Consider the following 22,995-nt stretch of genomic DNA (forward strand, 5'->3'; position numbering starts at 1 on the left):
TTGGTTAGGGGTTATTTAGTTAATTGGTTAATTGTTCTGTGCCCATCTGTAGGCAAATCTTACTTTTTTCATAAATCTTAACTTAATACTGAATCTTGTATTTTTGAGGTGGGTAGGACGACGGCGGACCGGGCCGGCTCCGGCCTTGTGGGTGGATAGGATTCCGCCGTCTTGACTTTTTTGGCTACTTTTTTGGTCAAGCAAAAAAGTAGCTTTAGAAACTTCAACTGTTTTTCTCACAGCCTTAAGAATCATTTTAATAAATTCGAAAATACATATTAGGTTTGCTCTTTAAGCAAAACTTCTTTTCCCAAAAACCCATCCGCATGTTCTTTTACCTTTCCCAGTTTCTGAGTTTTCTGGCCATGCCAATGACCATTATCCTGATTTTATTGATATCAGGATTTTGGCTCCGCAAAAAGAAGTACGGCAAGAAATTAATGGGAAGTGGGATCATTCTGTTGCTTCTTTTCTCAAATCAGTTTTTGGCAAATGTAGCCATGAAAGCATGGGAACCGGATTTCAAAGCCTTTGACAAACTACCTGAGTATGAAGTCGGCATTGTGCTGACAGGCGTAACGAACCTGAACAAAACCGCCTATGACCGCACTTTTTTCAACAAAGGTGCCGACCGTGCCACACATGCCGTACAACTATATAAATTGGGTAAAATCAAAAAAATCCTCATCACAGGAGGTCAGGGCCTTAATCCTGCTAATCCCAATACTGAAGCCGAATTGCTAAGGGGTTTTATGGTAATGACAGGGATCCCTGAACAGGATATTCTGGTAGAACCTGCGGCAAAAAATACCCGGGAGAATGCGCTTTTCTCCAAAGAAATATTGATCCAAAAAGGATTCAACTTAGACCAAAACTTTTTATTGATAACCTCCGCTTTTCACATGCCACGTTCCAAAGGCTGCTTTGACAAAGCCGGAGTATTGACCGATACTTTCCCTGTGGATTATTATTCTGAAGACACCCGATTCAGTATCCCACAATTGCTCCAACCTGATCCTTATTCCATTTTCATGTGGCACAAACTCTTCAAAGAATGGATCGGAATTACGGTGTATTGGGTGGTGGGGTATATTTAGGGAGTCGTCAACCTGAGGGACAAAGGGTCTCTTATCCGTCATTCTGAGTGAAGCGAAGAATCTCTCTTTTGATTAGTTGTAATTGTTGTATTGGTTCTAATTGTTGTCTGCTTCGCGTTGTCAGGTTGTCAAGTTGGCGAATCCGTCATTATGAGTGAAGCGAAGAATCTCTCCTTTGATTGGTTGTAATTGTTATAGTGGTTGTAATTGTTGTCTGCTTCGCGTTGTCGGGTTGTCGGGTTGTCAGGTTTTCAATTTTCACGGATCTCGTTTCTCGTTTCTCGCCTCTCGTTTCTCGCACCTTGCTTATCACCTCTTGATACTTGCTTCTTGATACTCGATTCTCGCTTCTCTTTTACAATTCTTGGGTCAATATCGCCAATGCCGTCTTGATGCCTTCTTTATAATTACCCAAGCGGATATTTTCGTTTGGACCATGTTGGTTGTTGTCAGAATTGACCGTCACCACGGTCACAGCAGGAATCTGCAATGCATCCACAAATGGTGAAATAGGAAGCGAACCTCCACTGATCCGGATTTTGATAGGGTCTTTGCCAAATGCCCTGATCATGGCTTTGTTCAGCCAAATACCCGGTTCGGAATCAAACGGCGTCCTGAAAGCCTGATAGGAAATACTCCCTTTCCACATCAACAGTTTTGGGTATTTTGCCCTTTCCTCGTCTGTAGGAACCCTATCCAAAATATGGTAACCTTGGTTTTCGATGTGTTTTCTGACAAGTCCAAAGAGTCTCTCGGGATCACTTTCCGGAACCAATCTGATGTCGATTTCTGCTTTAGCGTCGGCAGGCACGATGGTTCTTGCTTCATTCCCGATCCATCCGGAGGACATTCCACGGATATTTAGGGATGGGTATTGCAAAGATTCCTGATAGGTCGTGCCAACTTTGTCTGTACTACCGATTCCAAGTTTTTTCTTGATATCGGATTCATTGTCTGGAACCTTAGTGAGGATCTCTCTCTCAGTTTCTGTCAACTTAATCCCATCATAAAATCCCGGGATGGTCACCCTTCCCTCGTCATCCTTCATAGAAGCAAGCAATTGGGCCAACCTAAATGCCGGATTTGGGGCATAATTTCCATAGTGCCCACTGTGCTGTGCTGCCCTTGGTCCAAAAACCGTAAGCGTAATTTCTGAGATTCCCCTTGCACCAAAACTCAAAGTAGGTTCATTGCTCAGGTGTCTTGGTCCGTCCATGATTAGCATCATATCTGCCGCTAACTTTTCTTTGTGTTTGACCACCGCAGCCGGAAGATTTGGCGAACCTATCTCCTCTTCGAAATCGAGAATAACTTTGATGTTGTAATTCGGAGATTTTCCTTCCGCTACCAGGGCATCCCAAGCTGTCAAAAACATCGCTAAAGGACCTTTGTCATCAGAAGCGGAACGTGCAAAAATCCTCCATTCAGGATCGTAAGAGGATTGAAGGGTTTCCATTGGAATGATTTCCCATTTGCCGTTTGCCATTTTTTTCAATACCGGCTTGAAAGGATCCTCCTGTTCCCAACGCTTTCTATCCACAGGCTGTCCATCCACATGAAAATAAAGCAAAACGGTCTTTTGGGCCTTTGGAGCTGTTTTTACAGCCAATAGCATGGGAAACCCTGAAGTCTCCAGCCTTTCTATTTCCCATCCCCGCTTGTCAAAATTATCCTCACACCAGGCAATGTTTGGCACAAGCTCTGCCGGAATATTGGAATTGTTGGGGATGGAAATCAGGTCATTAAGGATAGCAATTCCTGAAAGGAAATTTTTTTCGGTGACTGCATCCAAATCGATTGCTCTTTTTCCTTGGGCAAAAAGAAGGATTGGTAATACAAAAAGGAAACCGAAAAGAGAAAGTTGCTTTTTCATAGGAAGGTGGGTATTTGGGGATTGAAAGCAAAAGATAAGGCAAAGTCGGTATTTAAAAAAGTAGTATTATTTAATGACTTTCCCCTATCCTTGATAAGATTTCGTACAACAAGACATAAAAAAAAGGGTGACAGGAATGAAAATCAAACCGAAATCGACCCTTTTCGAAAGTCCGTCTTCCCAATAATGGCATTGATCAAAAAGGATTTCCCTAGTTGGTTGACTTCTAAAGCCTTTTTTACAGCAAACTTGAATACCTCGAAATTCTCAACTTTTTGACCTTCAACACCAAAGGCAATTGGAATTTTTTCATAATCTGAATTTTCCAACCTCACCGCGCAATCCGAACCCAAAAACTCCACCTGATCTCTGGCAATCTGGGTCCAACAGGCATCATTTCCGATGAGGGCAGTGATGGCCAATCCATGTCTTTGAAAAGTATCGAATTCCATTAGGCTGTATCCTGCACTCCCATCTCCATACAATATCCAAACAGGCCGATCCGGATAGACCAAAGCCGCCGCGATAGCAAATCCTGCCCCTCCTCCCAAGGTTCCATAAGCTCCGGGATCAAGCCAGGACAAGGGTTGTCTTACCCGCAAAGTATAAGAAGCAGTCGCTACAAAATCACCTCCATCTGCCACGAGAACCGCTTTTTCGGGCAATAAATGCTCAAGCTCACAAAGCAACTTCAAAGGATTTAAACCATTGATGTTTTCTTCAGACTGTTTGCCAATCTCCTCATCCCTCATCGAATCCCTCTTCCGCAAAGTATCTAGCCATTCCTGTGAATTGATTTTCAAATGAGCAGAAAGGGCTATCAAAAAGCCACAGGGATCTGCCTGTATCGGAAGGGATGGCTTTTTATTGAGAAAAAGTTCCGCTTTGCTTCTGTTGATGGAGATGAATTTTCTATTACCGATATGGCTGCCATAATCCAAGCGGAAATCATTTGGTACTCCGGCAAGGATGATCAGGTCTGCCTCTTTGATGGCTTCCTTTCTTTTGTGCCGAATATGAAGTTTTCCAGATCTTCCAAGTAATCCCCTGCCCATTCCGCTCAAATAAACCGGGATTCCCAAGCGATCAATGGCAACTGAAAGCTGCCCTGCCAACTCAGGCTGTAACATAGCACCGCTTCCCAATATCATCAGCGGGCGTTTGGCTTTTTGGATCAGGGAAACAGCTTTCGCCAATTGTGAATCAGAATGCAGCGGAAATTTTGGCTTTGCGGGATGTGAATTGAAAATAGTCTTGTCCTTGTCCTCAAAAAGCTTCTTGGCATGTCTCTCAATGTACCATTGAAGTGCATTGTCCTTCAGGGATCGGGTTCCTGATTTACTTTTGGTGCCATACCATTCTCGGACCATGGATTCAGGATACAATGTATCTATCGGACATTCTATAAACACCGGGCCGGGAACTCCCTCCTGTGCAATCCTAAAGGCTTTTTCCAATGTCGGTCCTATATCCTTTACTTTTTTTATGCTGACTGCCCACTTCACGATGGGCTTGATGATGGAGAGTTGATCGATATCCTGAAGTGCTCCCCTACCTTTCAACATCGTAGCCGCAGCACCTCCAAGCAAGATTAGTGGAGATTGTGCCATTTGGGCGTTTTTGATGGCAGTAATGGTATTGGTCAGCCCAGGACCTGCAGTGACCGCAACAACTCCTGGAATCCCCGTCAATCTACCCACCGCATCAGCAGCAAATACCGCTGTGGCCTCATGTCGTGTATCGATGACCTTGATTCCGGCTTTCTCTGCCCCAACAAAAATCGGTGAAATATGGCCTCCACAAAGGGTAAAAAGGAACTTTACTCCTTGATTGACCAAAACTCTGGAAATGATTTCTCCTCCGTTCATAAAGAGGAAGTTAATAAAAATCAGAGAAAAAGGGAAAGTGAATTTTCCTATTGTGAAGAAGAAATCGACACAACACTTTCCTGAATTCCTGTCAAGGTAACCTGAACAAAAGTACTTTCACTTTCGAAAGGTAACTTGAGATTGGGAATGCTGAATTCCAAATTTATCCATCCGTCAAATTGATTTGCTTTGGCTCTTGATGCCTCCGATACGAAGAAAATCTGAGGCCCAACCTTCAAAGCAATGTTCCCCAAAAAATAACTTGTGCTTATGTTCTGGGCATTATAAATAAAGACTTTAAGCATCCCTTGCCCGGAATTATACAAAGCAAAGTATGGCATAGGAACAACCCTTGATGAATTTCCGAAGTCTCTGAAAGCAAATTGCCATCCATCTTCAGGCTTCATATCAGGATTGTTTATATTCATAGGATTTCCCTGTGTATACCAGGGAAAGGTGATTTTATTTGAACTGCCAATATTCTGAGGATAGCTAAAAACTTCTAGGTAAAATCCATCCATCCAAGTCCAAGTTGTATCCAGATTCGGATCAGTAGGTTCAGAAAAATCAGGCCAAACAAATGAATCCCGGTAAACTGTATCTTGAACCACCAAAGCATCTTCTTCCACTTTAGGAAACTGAAAATCGTCCATTGGCAAACAGCCATGAAAACCAATAACTGAAAGAATTACAAGAAAAAATATTTTAGATGATTTCATAACGGATGGTTTTTAAAATTTCTTTTAAAAAGTTCTACGATCAAATATAAACTTTAGTTTTTATTTGACTATGAAATCAGTGATTAAATTTTTGTTATTTAAGGTAGTAAAGTACCTGATTATTTCGATCAAAAAATCCCATGCTTTTAAAAAAAACTTGTTTCTAATCAAAGAAAGACCTTCTTCTTGATACTTTCAAATCCTGAAGAATGGAAGATTTGACGCGGATATCAAGGTTATAAGAGGTAAAGCGCCCAAAAGGAATCCAACTGACATTCATCTGCCAACAGTGGAGATCCCTTGCCAAACCGATCATGGATTGGGTAAGTTGGGCCGTCATAAAATCATAGCCGCCACTGTAGGTGATTTTCCACTTTTCGGAGATACTGAGGTCTCCGTTGATGTTGATGGCAGAAGTGATGTTTGACTCGCGGCCAGGCTGTTGGTTATAAGCGATATTGAACCCAAATCCAAAAGACCATGGAATATTCCATTCGATGTATTGAGAAGGGTCATTGATGATTTGGTTGATTTCATTTTCCACAAACTCATTCAACTGTCCGCCCTGCTGTAAAAAGTCGTCGGTCATTTGGTCCCGCATTTCTCCCGCCTGTCCGCCCTGCTTGGCGGGATTGAGATTACCGTTGATATTCATGGTGACATTTCTGAATTTCCCGATTCCTTGACCGCTTTTCCATGCAAATTGGTTGACCCGACGGCCAGTGACTACACCTGTTTCAGGGTTGATTTTTACCAATTCGGCGTAAGGATCCAAGGTGGCCGCGATGTTCAGTGACAGTTTATTGTCAAAAAATGAGGTTCGGGTATCCATCCTTATCGGGGCCAATTCGAAAGAATCTGCCGCAAAATTGTAATTCGTACTGATATTCAGGGTTTGCAGCAATGGTATTTTTTTTGTTTCCATCTCCCCTGACTCATCATATTTTTTCAACTTTGCTTCCAATGTATTCCTGATATTCATATTCAAGGATTTGGACTCTCCCAATGGCGCACCGCCAAAAACAAAACCCTGATGTCTTGAAAAGAACTGTGTCCTACCTGCAGAATCGATTTGGACATTTTGGTAGTAGCCAAAAGAAGGATCGGAAAAATCAGGACTGAATGTAAATCCAAATGACGGCTGCATGTGGTGCCTGATAGTCTCTATTTTTTTATTCCTTTTGAAATTATAAAATCCATAAAGGTTGGTGTTCATCGCAAAGGAAGAATTATAGAAGGTCACTCTATTGAAGCCTGACTCCAGAATTTTATCCACCCTTTCCTCCACAGGATTGTAGAAAAAATTGGTTTTCTCCAAATACCAAAGTTCAGTCAGATTGGCTGAAGCAGTACCGGTGAAGTATTTGAACAATCGGAAATTGGAAGAAATCGGGATGGTATTTTTTGCTCCGTTGTTGGCATCTCTAAGGAGTTGAGGCAAATTGGCTAAGTTGAAAGGAATGTTATTCTGACTGTTACTGATTCCCTGACTCTGATCCACTACCTCGCTTGACACCCCAAAAGGAGGCGTTACCCGGTTGGTAATGGTATTCTGAAGGTTGAAATTCCAGGCTACGTTCAGCGTTTTGATCGGTTCAAACTTTGCATTTTGGAAAGGATTCTGCCTGTTCATGTTGACCGCGATGTCAGGCAAAATCAGATTCACTTCACCGGACTGAATGTTTTGGGAATGCCGGAGGTTGGCAGACATACTGAAAGGCGTACCTGAAAATGTTTTGCTGTAAGAAATATTCGAGGAAAATTCGGATTTGACATTTTGGACAAAACTGTTCGGGTTGACGACCACGTTATTGTAGTTGGAAGTACCGGCATTGACTGAAGCAGAAAATCGGGAATTGCCCCTTGACTCCGGCGAATGGCTCCAATTGACCCAAACTGTATTGTATTCCACCTTGTTCAATTCAGTTTCAGGACTTTTGAATTTTTGGTAGTCCACATTAAATCCACCACTGAAGCGGTATCTCTTTTTATACATGGTAGAGGCTTTTGCACCCCAACCACCATTGGAATAAATATCTCCGGTCACCCTCGTATGGATATAGTCATTGAAGGCAAAATAGTAACCAAAATTCTTTAGGAAAAACCCACGCACCTGTTCTTGCCCATAAGAGGGGAAGACAATTCCTGAGGCCTTTTCTTCCGGCGTATCGGGAATGATTCCAAATGGTAGTCCAAACGGGGTGGGAATATCATTGAAATATAGGTTGAAAGGGCCGGTTACCACCTGCTTTCCGCGTATGGATTTGATCCTGTTTGCATTGATATGCCAATGGGGTTCGGCGAGATTACAGGTGGTATAGAATCCATGGTCAAGGTAAATACTGCCATCCCGGTCTTTTTTGATAGTCTGACCGCGTAGTAATCCATCCTGCTGCTCAGTGACTACATCTTTGATAATCGCCTTTTGACTTTTGAAATTGTACCGCATTTCCTTGCGGATTTCATAGGACACAGCACCTTCTTTAAACAAGGGATTTCCTTCAATATTCCCAAGCGAATCGGTGACGCCTGAGGCAAAAATCTCGCTTTTCTCCCAGTCAATAATAATCAAATCGGCATCCAACCTGATCAGACCATATTCAAACCAAGCACCTTTGTGCAGGTAGACTTTTTTGGTTTCAAAATCTGTAATGATACTATCTTCGGCGTAATACTTGATTTCCGTTTGGATATCCCCTTTGGGTGCTATCTTTGTACTGTCACTATCAGGAATGGTATCGGATTTTATTGCCGGCAAAGTATCCAAAACAAAAGGATTCAACGTTGGAGTAATGAGCACTGAATCCGGCGCAGTTATTCTGTTCTCTACATTTCTTTGGCTCTTTTTTTGTGAATAGCCTTCGTGAGGCATTGCCCACAAGAGTGAAAAGAGTAGCAAAAGAAAGCAGTTATTCCGCACTTAGTGATTTTAATTAATTTAAAAATTTGTAAAATTTGCCTGAGCAAAGTTAATAGTATTAACACGCATGAAACGCCCCAAAGTTAAAAATATTCTTATTATTTCGGTCCTGACGATTTCTTTCCTGCTTTCAGGATTTAGTTCCACAGGACCAAAAGCCCCCGAATTCAAACTCAAAAGGATCGTCATCGATGCAGGCCACGGCGGAAAAGACCCCGGTACAGTTGGAGCCATTTCAAAAGAAAAGGACATTGCACTCAAAGTAGCCCTTCAGGTCGGGCAATATATTCAGGAAAACCTACCAGGTGTAGAAGTCATCTATACCAGAAAAACCGACACCTTTATAGAGCTCAAAGAAAGGTCAAACATTGCCAACCGAAATAAAGCGGATCTCTTTATTTCCATCCATTGCAATGCTGCCCCAAGCAAAGCAGCTTATGGGACGGAGACATTTGTGATGGGAACCAAAAACTTTGAAGCAAACTTTGATATTGTCAAAAGGGAAAACTCCGTGATTCTCCTAGAGGAAAACTTTGAGGAACAGTACGAAGGTTTTGATCCTTCCTCTCCCGAATCCTACATGATGTTCAACCTCATGCAGAAAGCTTTTTTGTCAAACAGTCTTTCCCTTGCTTCGAAAGTGGAAGATGATTTCAGCAACCGTGTCAACAGGTACTCAAGAGGTGTAAAACAGGCACCGCTTTATGTACTTTGGACGACAAGTATGCCAAGTGTGCTTATCGAATTGGGCTTTCTCTCCAATACCAACGAGGAAAAGTACCTCAATACCAAAGACGGTCAGACTTACCTTTCTTCTGCGATATATCGTTCTGTGAAGGCGTATAAGGAAGAAATAGAGGCTTTGTAAATTGGTTATTGGGTTATTGGTTATTGAAAAGTCCCTTAAGCGGTTTTTCTTCAATCTACTTGTATCTTGAGACTTTACCTCCTCAAGGTATTTCTTTTTACCGCAAATCTTTTCACTCCCTTTGATATCAAAAAACCTAGATTCATAATCGCAAATTGATTTTGTTTCTAAATCCATATTGATTTTTTATCCTGAATTTTTTCAGTGAACACTGCCACTGATCACTGTTACTGATGACTTTTCTAAAATTTTTAGCTTTAATGAAATAAAAACTTCTATTTGATTCTTGTGGGTTAATTAAGTTATTTAGCATTCACAGAAAACTAAACCCAAGTGACTTTATGGACAGTGAATTCCAAAAAAACGAAGATCAGATCAAACAGCTGCTTTTTCATCTTCAAAGTAAAACAGACACCGTCAAACTCGGCGGTGGCAAATCCCGGATTGCCAAAGAACACGAAAAAGGCAAGCTTACCGCCAGAGAACGAATCGATTACCTGATTGACAAAGAATCCTATTTTCTAGAAATAGGGGCTTTGGCCGCCGATGGTATGTATGAGGAAGAAGGGGGTTGTCCGTCAGCCGGGGTTGTTACCGGGGTTGGATATGTAAGCGGAAAAATGTGCGTGATCGTCGCCAATGACGCCACGGTGAAAGCTGGCGCATGGTTTCCCATGACTGCCAAAAAGAACCTTAGGGCACAAGAAATCGCTATGGAAAACAGACTTCCTATCATCTACCTGGTAGACAGTGCGGGAGTTTTTCTTCCTATGCAAAATGAAATCTTTCCAGACAAAGAGCATTTTGGACGTCAGTTTCGCAACAATGCCCGCATGTCCTCCATGGGAATCATACAGGTGGCAGCCATCATGGGGAGTTGTGTGGCAGGAGGTGCCTACCTCCCGATCATGTCAGACGAGGCAATGATCGTAGACAAAACAGGCTCTATATTTTTGGCAGGATCCTATCTCGTCAAAGCCGCAATCGGAGAAACGGTTGACAATGAAACCTTGGGAGGGGCAAGTACCCATTGTGAAATCTCAGGTGTCACAGACAACAAATACGACAATGACCAAGAATGCCTTGACGCCATCAGGAAGATTTTCTCTAAAATAGGATCATTCGAAAAATCAGGTTTTGAACGTATAGAGCCACAAAAACCAGCAAAACCAGAAGCTGAAATCTATGGATTATTGCCTGCTGATAGGGTAAAACCTTATGACATGCTAGACCTCATTGTGAGGATGGTTGACAATTCTGAAATAGACGAATACAAAAAAGACTACGGTAAGACTTTGATCTGCGCCACTGCCCGGATCGACGGATGGGCTGTCGGCATCGTCGCAAACCAACGCAAAATCGTAAAAACCAAAAAAGGGGAAATGCAGATGGGGGGTGTAATCTATTCAGATTCGGCAGAAAAGGCTGCCCGCTTTATCATGAACTGTAACCAACGCAAAATCCCATTGGTATTCCTGCAGGATGTCAGTGGGTTTATGGTCGGAAGTAAAGCAGAACATGGAGGCATCATCAAGGACGGTGCAAAAATGGTCAATGCCATGGCCAACTCGGTTGTACCAAAATTCACCTTCATTATTGGGAATTCTTACGGAGCAGGCAACTATGCCATGTGTGGCAAAGCCTATGACCCGAGATTGATTTATTCTTGGCCGACAGCACAGATGGCCGTCATGAGCGGTGCCTCGGCTGCAAAAACCTTGCTTCAGATCAAAGTCAGTACCCTTCAAAAATCCGGAAAAGAAATCAAACCTGAGGACGAAGCAAAATTGCTACAGGAAATCACAAACAAATACAATGAGGAATTGAGTCCATACTATGCTGCTTCAAGACTTTGGGTGGATGGGGTCATTGATCCTTTGGAAACAAGAAAAGTCATCAGTATGGGAATCGAAGCTGCAAATCATGCGCCGATTACAGAGCGGTATAATGTAGGGGTAATACAGACTTAAGTCTTGAGACATGAGATTTAAGATTTGAGACTTGAGAATTGAGATTTGAAAGCTTTTTAGGGTTTACATTCACGCTAAATTTTATTAAATTGGATATCAATTTTGCCCATGGAAAAACTCAGTGAAAAAGAACTTCATGCTTTGGTTTCCCTTTTGGATGATACCGACAGGGAAGTGAAAAGCCATGTGATTGACAGGCTGATATCCATTGGCCATCCTGTGATTCCGTTTTTGGAAAAAAAGTGGGAAGAAAGCTTCAACCCATCAATTCAGAAAGAAATTGAAGACCTCGTCCACAGGCTTCAATTCTTACAACTTAAGGAAAGACTTGTCGATTGGAAAAACTCTCCTGACCAAGACCTTTTGACAGGACTTTGGATCATCAATACCTATCAGTATCCCGATTTGGAATTTGAAAAACTGAATGCAGACATGCATCAGATTTATTTTGAGGTGTGGACAGCTTTCAAAAACGACCTTTTGCCTTACGAGCAGGTCAGAATCATTAATGGGGTTTTGTTCAACTCACTTAGGTTTTCCGCAAATACCAAAAATTTTCATTCGCCGGGAAACAGCATGCTGAGCAATGTCCTCGAAACCAAAAAAGGAAATCCCATCAGTCTTTGTTCGATTTACCTCTTAGTAGCCAAAAAACTCGGCCTTCCTATTTACGGTGTCAATTTGCCCAATTTGTTTGTCCTGACTTACAAATCATCTGATGCCTCATTTTACATCAATGCATTTAACAAAGGTTTGATTTTTTCAAGAAAAGATATTGTAAACTACCTTGAACATCTCAACATCGAATCCCGAGAGGTGTTTTTTGAACCTTGTTCCAATATTGACATTGTCACCAGGGTACTTAGAAACCTGATAGTGGCTTTCGAAAAATTGGGAGAAATAGAGAAATCCGAAGAAATCAAGGAATTGCTTGAAATTATTGAAGGTTAATTCAGCTTAACATTACATCCCACTGCACGACTTGAAGCAGGGCTAGGACTACGCCTGTTTTGGATGGCAGTCAAAGCACTTTCCAGGTACCTGAGATTCGCATTTTGCGCCATTTGGGGATTGTTATCTATTGCTCCCCTATAAGCCACTGCAAAGCCTGTTGGACCAGGAGTAATTACCACAACTTCCGGTAATTTTGTGATTCCAAACTGCTGAGTCACCTTTTGATCACCATCCTCTAGAAATGGAAATGCTATCTTTTTTTCCAAAGCCCGCGCCTTCATTCCTGCGGAAGTTTCTTCTTCCTCTATGCCGATATGAGGATTAATCAAGGCAAAAACGAAACCTTCTGATCCAAATTGAGTGTTGAGGTTGACGATTCTTTCCTCATACAACTTGGAAAACGGGCAATTGAGACTTGTGAAAATCAAAACAACAGCTCTAGCCTCCCCATGGGATTCAAGAGAAAATTCGTTTCCTGATACTGCATCTTTTAGCTTAAAGTTCTCTACCCTTTGGGCAAAAGATGAGGAAACCAAAATAAAAGCGAGGAAAATCAGAAATGTATTTTTCATTTTCGGGTATGAATTGCGTGATTCAATAAATATACGGACAAACTAGCTACCAGACCGTATATGTGAGGACAATATCATTTTGCCATTCAATTTTCACCTTGTAGTGATGGTCCGAAAATTCCGTATTTTCAACCCTTCCTGAGATAACCTTATCCTCCAAAGTGAAAGGATTAAGCCTGATATTGTTTTTGAGACTGACACCTCTCCTGCCTTGGCATTTAAAGATGGATTCTTTGGCTGACCAAGCTATGGTATTGATAAGTGGGTCATTGCCGAGGAAATCAATTTCATGTTGGTCAAGAAATTTGGGACCCAACCGGACAACCTTTTCTCTCACATAATCAAGGTCAATTCCGACTGGCATTTCTTTGTGAAATATGGCTGCAGCCAAGCCCTTGGTATGTGTCATGGATACATGGCCGTAGCCATCCATGGGATGGGATTTGCCATTTTCATCTTTATAAAAACCCGGGTAAGGCAATAAAATACAATCAAGCGCATCTTTGATGGCAATTCTTGCCCCTTTCCATTCCATTTTTTTTTCAGGATGAGAAATATTTGCAAATGAAAGTTTTTCCCTAAAGCTTAAAAAATCAGTCCCATTTTGGGAAACTTCATCAATATTCTTTATCGCCAAGGCAGATAAAGGACTTATTTTTTCTATTTTTGTTTGCATAGACCCATTATGGGAAGAAGCGCTAATCACAGCAAAATATGGTAAAAATCCAAGTAAATAAACTGCATACATTGACCGGCCACAACGATTGTATATATGCCTTGGCAGAAGCACCTGACCCAAGGTATTTTTTTACGGGTTCAGGAGATGGGATGGTTGTTTTATGGGATTTGGATGATCCAAAGGACGGAAAGCTTATTGCCAAGGTAAACCATTCTGTCTATGCTTTGGAGGTGGATTCACAAAGAAATCAATTGATTGTCGGTCATAATTTTGAGGGAATCCATGTGATTGACTTAGTTGACCAAAAGGAACTCTGGTCTTTGAATATTACAAATCAATCCATATTTGATATCAAGATTTCAGGCAACAATATTTTTGTAGGAACTGCTGATGGCATGATCATCGTCATTGATACCGAAACCAAAGCGGTCAAAAGACATCTGAAAATCTCCGAAAAAAGTGTCAGGGTACTTGCTCTAAGCCCAGATGGCTACCGCATCGCTGCTGGTCTAAGCGACCACAGCATCAAGGTTTTTGATCTGAATACACTCGAGCCTATCCATAACTTAATATCCCACAGCAATTCAGTATTTGCCCTTGGATACCAACCTAACAACTCAGTCCTGATCAGTGGCGGAAGAGATGCAAGCCTCAAAATATGGGATTCTGTTGATTACAGCCTCAAACAAAGCATCGTCGCGCATTTGTATGCCATTAATTATTTGGCTTTCCGAGAAGATGGCAGATATTTTGTAACTTGTAGTATGGACAAATCCATCAAAGTATGGGATGCTGAATCCTATAAACTCCTCAAAGTCATCGACAAAGCAAGGTATGCAGGACATGGCACTTCCATCAACAAAGTGGCTTGGAGCCGGTACAACCAAAACATTATTTCCATCAGTGACGATAGAAAAATCTCCATCTGGAACCTAGAATTTTGAAAAACATGAACATAACCTCTAAAGAAATTAGCCAAAGGTCCTTCGAAAAAAACTTTCGGGGATACGACAAAGACGAAGTAACCGCTTTTTTGAGCGTATTGGCAGACCAATGGGATAAATTGCAGGGTGAGAAAAAAGACCTGGAAAGGGCCCTTGAAACCAGTCAACGGGAGGCAAAAAAACTCAAAGACGTGGAAGAGTCCCTTTTCAGAACCTTAAAAACAGCTGAAGATACCGGCGCCAGCATCATCGAAGAGGCTAGTGTCGCGGCTTCAGAAATCATGGCCGATGCGCACCACAATGCAGATTCAATGGTCAATGAGGCGAAAAGAAATTCCCAAAACCTGATCGAAACTGCCGAGGCCAAGGCAAAACAGATCATGGAAGAATTGAAGGAAAATGTAAAAAGCCTCGTAGAAAGCTATGAAAAACTCATCAAAGAAAGAGAGCTAATCATCAAAAACATGAAGCGGCTTTCCGAGGATTTGGATGACAAGATCACCACATCCAATGAGTCTTTCAAGAAAGTAAACGTGCAGGTTCATGCCAAGATAGTCGATGAACTCAGCAGGGCAAAAGCATTTACCTTTGCCAACATCTCCTCGGTCCATGTGGATGAATCGCCGATGACCAAGCAGGTATTGCCCGAGGAACCAAAAGAAATTTCCCCTATTCAACCACAGGAAACAGTCGAAGAGACCATAGAGGAAGAAACCATAGAAACCATCCAATCAGCAACAGCACAAGTTGAAACAAATGCTGTAGAACCAATACAGGAATCTGTAACGGTCGTGGAAGAATCCAAAGCTGAAGAGTTGGAAGAAGTGAAGGAGGATGAAAAATCCACTGAGCCCAAAGCAAAGCCTGACAAAGGAAGCTCATTTTTTGACCAGTTTGATTGATGGGAAAAGTATCGCTTGAAGGTATCGAATTTCATGCTTACCATGGTGTCTTTTCCGAAGAGACCAAATTGGGCAACAGATTTACAGTGGACATTCACGTGCAGACTGATTTCCGCAAAGCAATGTTGGATGATGACTTGCGTTCCACGGTAGATTATGCCAAGCTGTACAAGATAGCCAAAGCACATATGCTTGAGCCTGTCAAATTATTAGAGCACCTTTCCCACCTTATGATCCTGGATATTCTCAAAGAATATCCCGACCTCAAATCGGTAATCGTCACCATCAAAAAACACAATCCTGCCCTCGGAGGCGTAGTCAATTTCTCCGTAGTGACAGTGACCTATCCAGAAGATTATGTTTAAAACACGAATCCTAGCCCTCCTATTCCTATTGGCATTCCAAGCGTCTTTTGCCCAAATAGAGCCTTATAAAATCTTTGATGGCAAGGGAAAGGAAGTCACTTTTGAAAATATTGTCAAAGACTCCAAAAAGTCTGAGGTCATCTTCTTCGGTGAACTCCATAACAACAGCCTGGCCCATTGGCTACAATTGCAGCTTTTAAAGAACCTTCAGGAAAATGGAAATAGGGTAATCCTTGCCGGAGAATTTTTTGAAAGAGATGACCAATTGAATATAGAGGAATGGTTTGCAGGAAAAATGACGGATAAAAATTTTGAGGCCGAAGCCAAGCTTTGGACCAATTATCAGGTGGACTATAAGCCCTTGATGCTTTATGCGAAGAAAAACCAGATTCCTTTTGTGGGTACCAATGTTCCCCGAAAGTATGCTTCCATGGTCAGCAGAAAAGGGCTTTTGGTTTTGGACAGCCTCTCGGATGACGCCAAAAAATCTATTGCACCTTTGCCGATAGAAGTAGACAAAACCCTTCCTGGTTACGTGGGCATGAAAGACATGATGCACGGTTCAGGCATGAATGCAGACTATATGGTAGAGGCACAGGCCCTGAAAGATGCTACAATGGCTTATTCCTTATTTGACTATCTTGAAAAAGGCAATTCCATTCTCCACATCAATGGCTCCTACCATTCCAACAATTATGAGGGAATCATTTGGTACCTAAATAAAGCATACCCAAAAACCAAGATCCTGACCATCTCCACTGTGGAACAGGAAAGTATCAAAGAATTGGAAGAAAAATCAAAAGGCATCGCAGATTTCATCATCGTATTGCCAATGGATAGTCCCAAAAGCTACTGACCTCCGATGTACTCTGCTGCCGAATCCTCTAAAATCAGACAGGATTTTTGGACTACTTTTGGCCAATACATGAAGCCCGTACCTTCCGCCCAAGGATATCGGATCAATTGGCAGAATTATAAAACCGGGGTGAAAGATGTCTATTTCCGCATGAAAACCGAGCGGGATTTCATTTCCATCGGTATAGAAATCTGCCACAAAGACGATGAACTGCAGCAGCTTTACTTTGAGCAATTTGTGGAATTCCGCAAACTTCTGGAAGCTGAGCTTGAAGAACCTTGGGATTGGCAACTGCACCAATTTGATGATTTGGGAAAAGTCGTTTCTCGCATCCAAAAAGTCAAAATCAGGCTGAATGTATTTGACCAAAATGATTGGCCGGCGATCATCAGTTTTTTGAAGCCAAGAATCATCGCTTTGGACGCTTTTTGGGCGAACATCAAACCTGCTTTTGAGGATTTGTAAAACTTTTTTTATCGCATAGTTCATATAGATCACATAGTGAAATCATTTTTCTCTTTTCTCAATCAAAAGTAATTGAAAAGGAAAACTATGTGTTCTATATGACTATATGGTAAATAAAATTCAAGACCTATGAGGTTCAAAAAACCTCATAGGTTTTAAGAAAATCACACAATTACCTTGGTTGTTCCGCCGCCTTTGAGGGTGATATCAACAGGTTTATTGGATTTCCAGCTTCCTCCGGTAAAATCCGGAACATCAATGGAGTTGGAACGGTGGGCTACCGACCATTCGCTCAAAGGCGAAACAGCCGACCAAAGCGCTGCATCGTACACATCCTGATCCAAAGGAAGTCCATTTCTCAGGCAGTCAATCAATCTCCAATCCATCATAAAATCCATACCTCCATGTCCCCCTATCTGCTTGGCTAGTTCCCCAACTTTCCGGACGATTTCAGGAGTATATTTTTCCTCCAAAGCTTTCATTTCTTCTGTCTTCATCCAGCTGTGCCCCTGTGCGACTTTTGGCTCTGGATATTTTTGTGCGTAAGCTTTGGTTCCGCTGACTGTATGTAAACGGGAATAAGGTCTCGGTGAAGTCACGTCATGTTGGATCATGATGGAGCGTCCTTTTTGGGTTTTGATGATGGTGGTATTCATATTTCCCCCAAATTTCTTTTCTGCAAAAGGCGCAAAGAAATCATCTGTTTCAGCCAATTCTTTGGCTTTGGCACCCATATGAAAATCCGCACTTGACAATGAGGTCAGGTAATTCATTTGGTCTCCTCTATTGATGTCCATGATCTGACAGATCGGTCCCAATCCATGGGTGGCATAGAGATTCCCGTTGCGGTAGTTTTCTTTCAATCTCCACATATCCTGATACCCACCATCGCTTGTTTTCATAAAATTCAGCCAAAGCAAATCATGGATATACGCTCCTTCAGTATGGATAATTTCACCAAAAAATCCGTCTCTTTTCATGCTGAGTGTCATCAACTCAAAAAAGTCATAGCAGCAGTTTTCTAACTGCATGCAATGTTTTTTTGTACGCTCGGAAGTTTCTACCAACTGCCAGCATTCCTCCAAAGTCCTTGCTGCAGGAACTTCCACGGCCGCATGCTTGCCTGCTTCCATGGAATAAACTGCCATCGGGGTATGCCATTCCCATGGCGTAGCAATATAAATCAGGTCCAAATCCTGTCTGTCCACCATTTTTTTCCAGGCATATGCAGAACCGGAATACCCTTCGGGTTTATGCTTGGTCCCTTCAAGCTCCTTTTTCATTTTTTCCACCCTATCGGGCATCAAGTCACAAAGTGCCTTGATTTCCACACCTTCGATTTTGCTCAGACGGTCTACAGCACCGGGTCCTCTTTGACCTAAACCAACAATCCCTATCCGGACTGTTGGAAGTTTTGGGGCTGCATATCCTGACATATTGAAATGCTGGGAATGGGTCCTCAGGCTTTGAAAAAGGACTTGCTCGGGGGTTTCAGCTTTAGCAAAATCATGCAAAGCAGACCCTACCAAACCGAGACCTGCAATCTTGAGGAAATCTCTACGGTTATTGCTCATTGATAATTTTTAATTAGCGGTTACAAGTTTAGAATTTGAATTTAGGGTTTATTCCTTTTTGAAAAAGAACCAAAGCTAAAAATTGGTAAAAAATAAAAAAGCAATCCAAAAAAGGATTGCTTTCAATAAATACGTAGTACAAGATTTTATTTCTTAACGGAGCACGTATTGAGTCCCACAATAGAATACAGCGGGCAAAAACTTACAAGGCTGGTCAATAAGAAAACAGCCGCAACAACGACAAGTACAATGCCCAATGTGCCGGTTACAATTCCGCCAAAATAGAGGTATGCCGCAATAAGGGCAATGATGGTACGGATGATTCTGTCCGCAGATCCCATGTTCTTTTTCATGATTTTTGTGTGTTTAGGAGTGAAATAAAAAAACCAATCCAAAAATTATTGACAGGCAAATGGTGCAGACAGCAATCAATTTTAAAGCGGTTTTCATTGGATTAAATTTAAATCAAACCACACCTACATTCTTATGACTTTTGTCACACAAAAAACTAACCTTCCTTATTCTTTTCGAAAATTACTGAAATCAGAAAATAAAAAACCATACCGACAAAAAGAAAACTGAACGGCAGCGCAAAAATGATAAGCAACTGACTGACAGATTGAAGTAGGCTGTCTTTGCCCATCAAAATCACCACAACCGTGAACAAGGCAATGCTAATACCCCAAAATATCCTGTACCTTCTCATTGGCTCGGCCTTTCCTTCGTCGGTAAACATGCTCAACACATATATGGCTGAGTCCACTGAGGTAATCAGGAAAGTGAAAATCAGAATCGTAGAAACGGTATTACTGAACGAGGAAAAGGGAAAAATAGAAAAGAAATTGAACAGGGCACTGTAAATGGAACTGAAGCTTTCGGCAGTGGTTTTGCCGCTTTCGATCAATCCAAAAGCATCGGAACCAAACACAGTAAACCAAATGAAAGTACCCAAAGCGGGTACAATTAAGGTTCCGGTAATGAATTGACGGATAGTCCTTCCCTTAGAAATCCGCGCTATAAAAACCCCGGTAAACGGCGCCCACGCCAACCAAAATGCCCAATAGAAAAATGTCCAATCTGTCAGAAAGGAATGCGAAACTTTTTGATCTCCGATATTGAGACTCATGGGGACGAATTCCAACAAATAGATTCCGAGTGACTTGAAAAACATCCCGACCACCATCCACTCGCTTCCGACTATCCATATGAAAAACAATAAAAGGGAAGCGAGAGCAATATTGACATTGGATATAATTTTGATTCCACGGCTTAAGCCCAAGAAAGCCGAGTATGTAGCAACAGCGCAAACCAAAAGGACCAGCCAAATGGTAAGGTTGGAAGGTATTTCTTCCAAGCCCATCCAATACGCTGCCGCATCAAGCAATTGCCTGCTGCCCAATCCTACCGCAGCCACTACGCCCAAAAGCGTACAGATGATGGTCAGGATATCCATCATTGTGGCCCAAATGGTTTTTTGAAAGCGCTTTTCTAAAACTGAGGAACTGAGGATGGTCCCGTTTTTTTCATACAGGTTATAGGCAATCACCAATCCAAACAATCCATAAAATGCCCAAGGGGTAAGCCCCCAATGGAAAAAAGTGTATTGCAGTGCAAACTCCCCCTGTGAAAGCACTGATTCTCGAGGAGGATGGGTATAATAGAAAACAGGTTCCTGAACTGCCCTCAAAAGCAATCCTGCACCCATTCCCGTGCTAAAGAGCATAGCAATCCAGGAAAACCAAGAGTATTCAGGCTTTTCCTTTCCCAGTTTTCTCTTTCCAAAAGGAGAAAAAGCAATGGTCAACAATATCAAAACCGAACCCAAACCCAACAGCAGATTGAAGGTTCCAAAAATCTCAAGAATATGAAAAGTCCATAAACCAAGTTTTTCTCTAAAAGCTTCAGGAAACCAAAAAGCAAAAACCAAAAACAGGACCACAAACAACCCCGACCCATAAAGGGTATGTTTTTGGGTATTTGTAGGCTTGGTGAAAATCTTCAAAACTGTTTCATTTTATTTCGGAACTTATTTTATTTTCAGATCCTTTCCGACTTGATTTTATTGCCCTAAAAACCTGGAATAAAAAAATGTAGAGGAAAACTGCCACCGGAACAGCAATTATAAGCCAACTTCCAACCGCCAAGATCAACCTCCCGGAATATTTGGAAATGACTGCAAAAAAACCCTCAGTATAGGCATTTTGCAAGCTTTCCATGTCCATTCCCAAAGTCTCAAACCCAAACAAAAATTCACCCAACCTAGCAAAAGGAATAATAAGTAAGATTTGGGCCGGCGTCAAAACATAACTGACGGCAATCATGATGGGCAAATTCAGCCTCAATCTCAAAGCCAAAAAAGCCAAAATAAAAGTAGTGGTTCCGTAAATAGGAAAAACCCCGATCAGCACTGCGATGGAAATACTCAAAGCGAGTTCCTTGGGTGTAAGCCCCTGTTTCAGTAGCCCTTTGAGTTTTTGACCAAGATTTCTTAACCGCATGCCTATTTGATTTTGCTAGTTCTTGTTCAAAAATTATGGGTCTTATTCTGAAAAATAACTTCTCATCACCAATTGCGCCTTTTTGTTTTGCGGGGTAAAATCCGGATCCCGTTCACGGGGTTGCGGATACCATTTCCAAAAATAGACGCCTGCCAACCAATCCTTTTTCCAAGCTGTCTGAAAGAAAGCCTCATAGCAAAGCGCCTGAACTTCTTCCGACAGCGGGATTTCCTTTCTTTCATTTGGCCAAACCCATGGTTGGATAGCCGCATCCTCGGTGTTGCAATAGCCGATTTCTGTAAAAATGACCGGCTTACGATATTGCCTCACGGTCTTTTCTATTTCTTTACTTTTCTTTTCCCAAGAAGAAATCAATTCGTCAAGATCAGGATTAGTCTTGTCACTCAAGGGGAAATAAGCCTGTATGCCGATATAATCCAATGCATCCCAAAATTCAATATGTTGGTATTCTGTAAAATTCGCAGCATATACGAGTTCTCCCTTGTACACAGACCTGATTTCTTCAATGACTTTCCTCCAATCCTCCTCACGCTCACTTGTCATCTCCAATTCTGTTCCGATACACAAAATCGGGATCTGATTTTCTTCAGCAAACCGTGCAAAATAAAGGATGAAGGCGGTGTATTGCTCAAACCATTTTTCCCAGTCTGCCTCAGTCTTCATGCTGATGGTTCCCGGCCAACTCCCTCTCACCCAAAGATGTGGCTTTAGGATACTTTCAATTCCCTTTTCCCTGCCAATGGAGGTGGTTGTATTCATCCCCTTGAGAGATTCTCCCCACCACATTTTATCAGAATGCTCCTCCCATTTGATTTCAGGAAGGTTTGGATCTCCTTGCCATCCAAATGGTGTTTGGGAAATATGGCTCACACCAAAACTCCCCAATGTATCCAATTCCCATCCTTCGAGAGGATTCCTGCTTCCAACCCAACATACTCCCTTGTGTTTATCGGCGATAACAATGCCGATATTTTCTTCGGCAGCCTGATTTTGATAAGTCCAGATGGCCAGACTCAGCAAAATCAACACAAGCAAGATCAGAGGTCTTTTCATTTTGCTATTGTTTGGTAACGGGTAGTTCCACCACCACATTCTCTAAAATGATTTCAGAAAGTAATTCCAATTTACCTTCTTTAAACAGGTTTTCCATATCTTCTACAGGGGTGTTTTTATCCGCCGGTTGGTAATTTTCATAATCCTGAAGGACAATACCTCCAACATTGTGCTGTCTGATCGCCTTGCGGAATCTCACCCCACCACCATCAGTATGGTAGGAATAAGCAAGGTAATCGATAAGGTTGGTTTCCTGATTGAACCAATAAATAAACACGTCGTCAAAGTCCTCTCCTCCCCCATCTTCAGAAAATGTCACCTTGACCTTGTGGTACTTTTTTCCTTCCAGCTCAGCCTCACCCAAATAAGATTTAAAAACCGCCGCATCATTCAGTCCATAAGGCAAAAAAGTAAAATAAGCTACAGAATTGACTGAGTTGGAAAATGCCTTAACCCTATCTTCTGGTAGGCTTACTTCCTCCCCGTTGATTGTTCTGACAAATCCGTCATTATTCAATACGTCTTTGACCTGACCTGTGGAGTCTGTGAATTCCCTTAAATATTGAAATTTGGAAGGGTTTTTGAAGATTTCATAATACCGGTCTCTGAAATCAAAACTAATATTACTTGTTTCAAATAACTTTCCTCCATGTGCTTCAATTGATCGATCAACTATTTGTTGGGCCTCAGATACAGGCTTACAGGATTGGAGAAAAGACCATAAAACAAGAAGGAGCAGCGAAGGTATCAAATTGGATTTCATGAATTTATAAGGTTTAATGAAATGAATTACGCAG

The 22,995-nt window shown here is 41.9% G+C and carries 22 protein-coding genes; 9 read left to right on the plus strand and 13 right to left on the minus strand.

The window, feature by feature from the left end:
- Positions 1 to 27: 27 nt before the first annotated feature.
- Positions 28 to 240: a hypothetical protein gene (locus NK987_RS03775; RefSeq protein WP_258421692.1), complete on the minus strand. Its 213-nt coding sequence runs from the start codon at positions 238 to 240 to the stop codon at positions 28 to 30.
- 86 nt (positions 241 to 326) lie between these two features.
- Here NK987_RS03775 and NK987_RS03780 point away from each other — a divergent pair, with 86 nt between their 5' ends.
- Complete coding sequence (locus tag NK987_RS03780; protein ID WP_259262775.1) at positions 327 to 1,097, plus strand: YdcF family protein; 771 nt, start codon at positions 327 to 329, stop codon at positions 1,095 to 1,097.
- A gap of 355 nt (positions 1,098 to 1,452) precedes the next feature.
- On the opposite strand, the gene NK987_RS03785 is transcribed toward NK987_RS03780, so the two are convergent.
- From NK987_RS03785 to NK987_RS03800, 4 genes are all read right to left on the minus strand, one after another.
- Positions 1,453 to 2,970: a M20/M25/M40 family metallo-hydrolase gene (locus NK987_RS03785; RefSeq protein WP_259262776.1), complete on the minus strand. Its 1,518-nt coding sequence runs from the start codon at positions 2,968 to 2,970 to the stop codon at positions 1,453 to 1,455.
- Between the two features lie 143 nt (positions 2,971 to 3,113).
- Complete coding sequence (locus NK987_RS03790; protein ID WP_259262777.1) at positions 3,114 to 4,838, minus strand: thiamine pyrophosphate-binding protein; 1,725 nt, start codon at positions 4,836 to 4,838, stop codon at positions 3,114 to 3,116.
- A 47-nt stretch (positions 4,839 to 4,885) separates the two neighbouring features.
- Positions 4,886 to 5,557: a hypothetical protein gene (locus NK987_RS03795; protein ID WP_259262778.1), complete on the minus strand. Its 672-nt coding sequence runs from the start codon at positions 5,555 to 5,557 to the stop codon at positions 4,886 to 4,888.
- Positions 5,558 to 5,720: 163 nt separating this feature from the next.
- Positions 5,721 to 8,429 (minus strand): putative LPS assembly protein LptD, encoded by a 2,709-nt coding sequence (locus NK987_RS03800; protein WP_259262922.1) that lies wholly within the window; start codon positions 8,427 to 8,429, stop codon positions 5,721 to 5,723.
- Positions 8,430 to 8,544: 115 nt separating this feature from the next.
- Here NK987_RS03800 and NK987_RS03805 point away from each other — a divergent pair, with 115 nt between their 5' ends.
- The 3 genes from NK987_RS03805 (at position 8,545) to NK987_RS03815 (ending at position 12,266) form a co-directional block, all read left to right on the plus strand.
- Complete coding sequence (locus NK987_RS03805) at positions 8,545 to 9,345, plus strand: N-acetylmuramoyl-L-alanine amidase family protein (protein ID WP_259262779.1); 801 nt, start codon at positions 8,545 to 8,547, stop codon at positions 9,343 to 9,345.
- A 341-nt stretch (positions 9,346 to 9,686) separates the two neighbouring features.
- The gene (locus tag NK987_RS03810; RefSeq protein WP_259262780.1) at positions 9,687 to 11,315 is read left to right on the plus strand and encodes an acyl-CoA carboxylase subunit beta; all 1,629 of its coding nucleotides are present in this window, start codon (positions 9,687 to 9,689) and stop codon (positions 11,313 to 11,315) included.
- Between the two features lie 108 nt (positions 11,316 to 11,423).
- Positions 11,424 to 12,266, plus strand: a complete 843-nt coding sequence (locus NK987_RS03815; RefSeq protein ID WP_258421684.1) for a transglutaminase-like domain-containing protein — start codon at positions 11,424 to 11,426, stop codon at positions 12,264 to 12,266.
- Here the strand turns inward: NK987_RS03815 and NK987_RS03820 are convergent.
- Positions 12,263 to 12,841, minus strand: a complete 579-nt coding sequence (locus NK987_RS03820) for a redoxin domain-containing protein (protein WP_259262781.1) — start codon at positions 12,839 to 12,841, stop codon at positions 12,263 to 12,265. The genes NK987_RS03815 and NK987_RS03820 overlap by 4 nt on opposite strands.
- Positions 12,842 to 12,887: 46 nt before the next feature.
- A complete protein-coding gene (locus NK987_RS03825; RefSeq protein WP_258421682.1) occupies positions 12,888 to 13,517 on the minus strand; it encodes a 4'-phosphopantetheinyl transferase family protein in 630 nt (209 codons plus the stop codon).
- A gap of 38 nt (positions 13,518 to 13,555) precedes the next feature.
- Between NK987_RS03825 and NK987_RS03830 the strand changes: the two genes are divergently transcribed.
- The 5 genes from NK987_RS03830 to NK987_RS03850 are packed head-to-tail and all read left to right on the plus strand — an operon-like array spanning position 13,556 to position 17,052.
- The gene (locus NK987_RS03830) at positions 13,556 to 14,464 is read left to right on the plus strand and encodes a WD40 repeat domain-containing protein (RefSeq protein WP_259262782.1); all 909 of its coding nucleotides are present in this window, start codon (positions 13,556 to 13,558) and stop codon (positions 14,462 to 14,464) included.
- Between the two features lie 5 nt (positions 14,465 to 14,469).
- Positions 14,470 to 15,366 (plus strand): DivIVA domain-containing protein, encoded by an 897-nt coding sequence (locus tag NK987_RS03835; protein WP_259262783.1) that lies wholly within the window; start codon positions 14,470 to 14,472, stop codon positions 15,364 to 15,366.
- Positions 15,366 to 15,731: a dihydroneopterin aldolase gene (gene folB / locus NK987_RS03840; protein WP_113924281.1), complete on the plus strand. Its 366-nt coding sequence runs from the start codon at positions 15,366 to 15,368 to the stop codon at positions 15,729 to 15,731. The genes NK987_RS03835 and folB overlap by 1 nt, the downstream gene beginning before the upstream one ends.
- Entirely contained in the window at positions 15,724 to 16,587 is an 864-nt protein-coding gene (locus NK987_RS03845) for a ChaN family lipoprotein (RefSeq protein ID WP_259262784.1), read from the plus strand. Before folB ends, NK987_RS03845 begins: the two co-directional genes overlap by 8 nt.
- Before the next feature lie 6 nt (positions 16,588 to 16,593).
- Positions 16,594 to 17,052 (plus strand): DUF4268 domain-containing protein, encoded by a 459-nt coding sequence (locus NK987_RS03850; RefSeq protein ID WP_259262785.1) that lies wholly within the window; start codon positions 16,594 to 16,596, stop codon positions 17,050 to 17,052.
- A 164-nt stretch (positions 17,053 to 17,216) separates the two neighbouring features.
- On the opposite strand, the gene NK987_RS03855 is transcribed toward NK987_RS03850, so the two are convergent.
- From NK987_RS03855 to NK987_RS03880, 6 genes are all read right to left on the minus strand, one after another.
- Positions 17,217 to 18,626 (minus strand): Gfo/Idh/MocA family protein, encoded by a 1,410-nt coding sequence (locus tag NK987_RS03855; RefSeq protein WP_259262786.1) that lies wholly within the window; start codon positions 18,624 to 18,626, stop codon positions 17,217 to 17,219.
- 146 nt (positions 18,627 to 18,772) lie between these two features.
- Positions 18,773 to 18,979: a YgaP family membrane protein gene (locus NK987_RS03860; protein ID WP_258421674.1), complete on the minus strand. Its 207-nt coding sequence runs from the start codon at positions 18,977 to 18,979 to the stop codon at positions 18,773 to 18,775.
- Positions 18,980 to 19,134: 155 nt separating this feature from the next.
- Positions 19,135 to 20,628: a BCCT family transporter gene (locus NK987_RS03865; RefSeq protein WP_259262787.1), complete on the minus strand. Its 1,494-nt coding sequence runs from the start codon at positions 20,626 to 20,628 to the stop codon at positions 19,135 to 19,137.
- A 7-nt stretch (positions 20,629 to 20,635) separates the two neighbouring features.
- On the minus strand, positions 20,636 to 21,124 hold the full coding sequence (locus NK987_RS03870) for a DUF2062 domain-containing protein (protein ID WP_259262788.1): 489 nt from the start codon (positions 21,122 to 21,124) through the stop codon (positions 20,636 to 20,638).
- 42 nt (positions 21,125 to 21,166) lie between these two features.
- Positions 21,167 to 22,198, minus strand: a complete 1,032-nt coding sequence (locus NK987_RS03875; protein WP_259262789.1) for a glycoside hydrolase family 113 — start codon at positions 22,196 to 22,198, stop codon at positions 21,167 to 21,169.
- A gap of 4 nt (positions 22,199 to 22,202) precedes the next feature.
- Complete coding sequence (locus tag NK987_RS03880) at positions 22,203 to 22,961, minus strand: DUF6503 family protein (protein WP_259262790.1); 759 nt, start codon at positions 22,959 to 22,961, stop codon at positions 22,203 to 22,205.
- Positions 22,962 to 22,995 lie beyond the last annotated feature (34 nt).

Source organism: Aquiflexum gelatinilyticum, from assembly GCF_024813435.1.
GTDB lineage: Bacteria > Bacteroidota > Bacteroidia > Cytophagales > Cyclobacteriaceae > Cognataquiflexum > Cognataquiflexum gelatinilyticum.

What these genes read in the sequence shown, in the direction of transcription:
- NK987_RS03780 (WP_259262775.1), top strand. Translation starts at nt 327, where the DNA reads ATGTTCTTTTACCTTTCCCAGTTTCTGAGTTTTCTGGCCATGCCAATG.
- NK987_RS03785 (WP_259262776.1), bottom strand. Translation starts at nt 2,970, where the DNA reads ATGAAAAAGCAACTTTCTCTTTTCGGTTTCCTTTTTGTATTACCAATC.
- NK987_RS03790 (WP_259262777.1), bottom strand. Translation starts at nt 4,838, where the DNA reads ATGAACGGAGGAGAAATCATTTCCAGAGTTTTGGTCAATCAAGGAGTA.
- NK987_RS03795 (WP_259262778.1), bottom strand. Translation starts at nt 5,557, where the DNA reads ATGAAATCATCTAAAATATTTTTTCTTGTAATTCTTTCAGTTATTGGT.
- NK987_RS03800 (WP_259262922.1), bottom strand. Translation starts at nt 8,429, where the DNA reads ATGCCTCACGAAGGCTATTCACAAAAAAAGAGCCAAAGAAATGTAGAG.
- NK987_RS03805 (WP_259262779.1), top strand. Translation starts at nt 8,545, where the DNA reads ATGAAACGCCCCAAAGTTAAAAATATTCTTATTATTTCGGTCCTGACG.
- NK987_RS03810 (WP_259262780.1), top strand. Translation starts at nt 9,687, where the DNA reads ATGGACAGTGAATTCCAAAAAAACGAAGATCAGATCAAACAGCTGCTT.
- NK987_RS03815 (WP_258421684.1), top strand. Translation starts at nt 11,424, where the DNA reads ATGGAAAAACTCAGTGAAAAAGAACTTCATGCTTTGGTTTCCCTTTTG.
- NK987_RS03820 (WP_259262781.1), bottom strand. Translation starts at nt 12,841, where the DNA reads ATGAAAAATACATTTCTGATTTTCCTCGCTTTTATTTTGGTTTCCTCA.
- NK987_RS03825 (WP_258421682.1), bottom strand. Translation starts at nt 13,517, where the DNA reads ATGCAAACAAAAATAGAAAAAATAAGTCCTTTATCTGCCTTGGCGATA.
- NK987_RS03830 (WP_259262782.1), top strand. Translation starts at nt 13,556, where the DNA reads ATGGTAAAAATCCAAGTAAATAAACTGCATACATTGACCGGCCACAAC.
- NK987_RS03835 (WP_259262783.1), top strand. Translation starts at nt 14,470, where the DNA reads ATGAACATAACCTCTAAAGAAATTAGCCAAAGGTCCTTCGAAAAAAAC.
- folB (WP_113924281.1), top strand. Translation starts at nt 15,366, where the DNA reads ATGGGAAAAGTATCGCTTGAAGGTATCGAATTTCATGCTTACCATGGT.
- NK987_RS03845 (WP_259262784.1), top strand. Translation starts at nt 15,724, where the DNA reads ATGTTTAAAACACGAATCCTAGCCCTCCTATTCCTATTGGCATTCCAA.
- NK987_RS03850 (WP_259262785.1), top strand. Translation starts at nt 16,594, where the DNA reads ATGTACTCTGCTGCCGAATCCTCTAAAATCAGACAGGATTTTTGGACT.
- NK987_RS03855 (WP_259262786.1), bottom strand. Translation starts at nt 18,626, where the DNA reads ATGAGCAATAACCGTAGAGATTTCCTCAAGATTGCAGGTCTCGGTTTG.
- NK987_RS03860 (WP_258421674.1), bottom strand. Translation starts at nt 18,979, where the DNA reads ATGAAAAAGAACATGGGATCTGCGGACAGAATCATCCGTACCATCATT.
- NK987_RS03870 (WP_259262788.1), bottom strand. Translation starts at nt 21,124, where the DNA reads ATGCGGTTAAGAAATCTTGGTCAAAAACTCAAAGGGCTACTGAAACAG.
- NK987_RS03875 (WP_259262789.1), bottom strand. Translation starts at nt 22,198, where the DNA reads ATGAAAAGACCTCTGATCTTGCTTGTGTTGATTTTGCTGAGTCTGGCC.
- NK987_RS03880 (WP_259262790.1), bottom strand. Translation starts at nt 22,961, where the DNA reads ATGAAATCCAATTTGATACCTTCGCTGCTCCTTCTTGTTTTATGGTCT.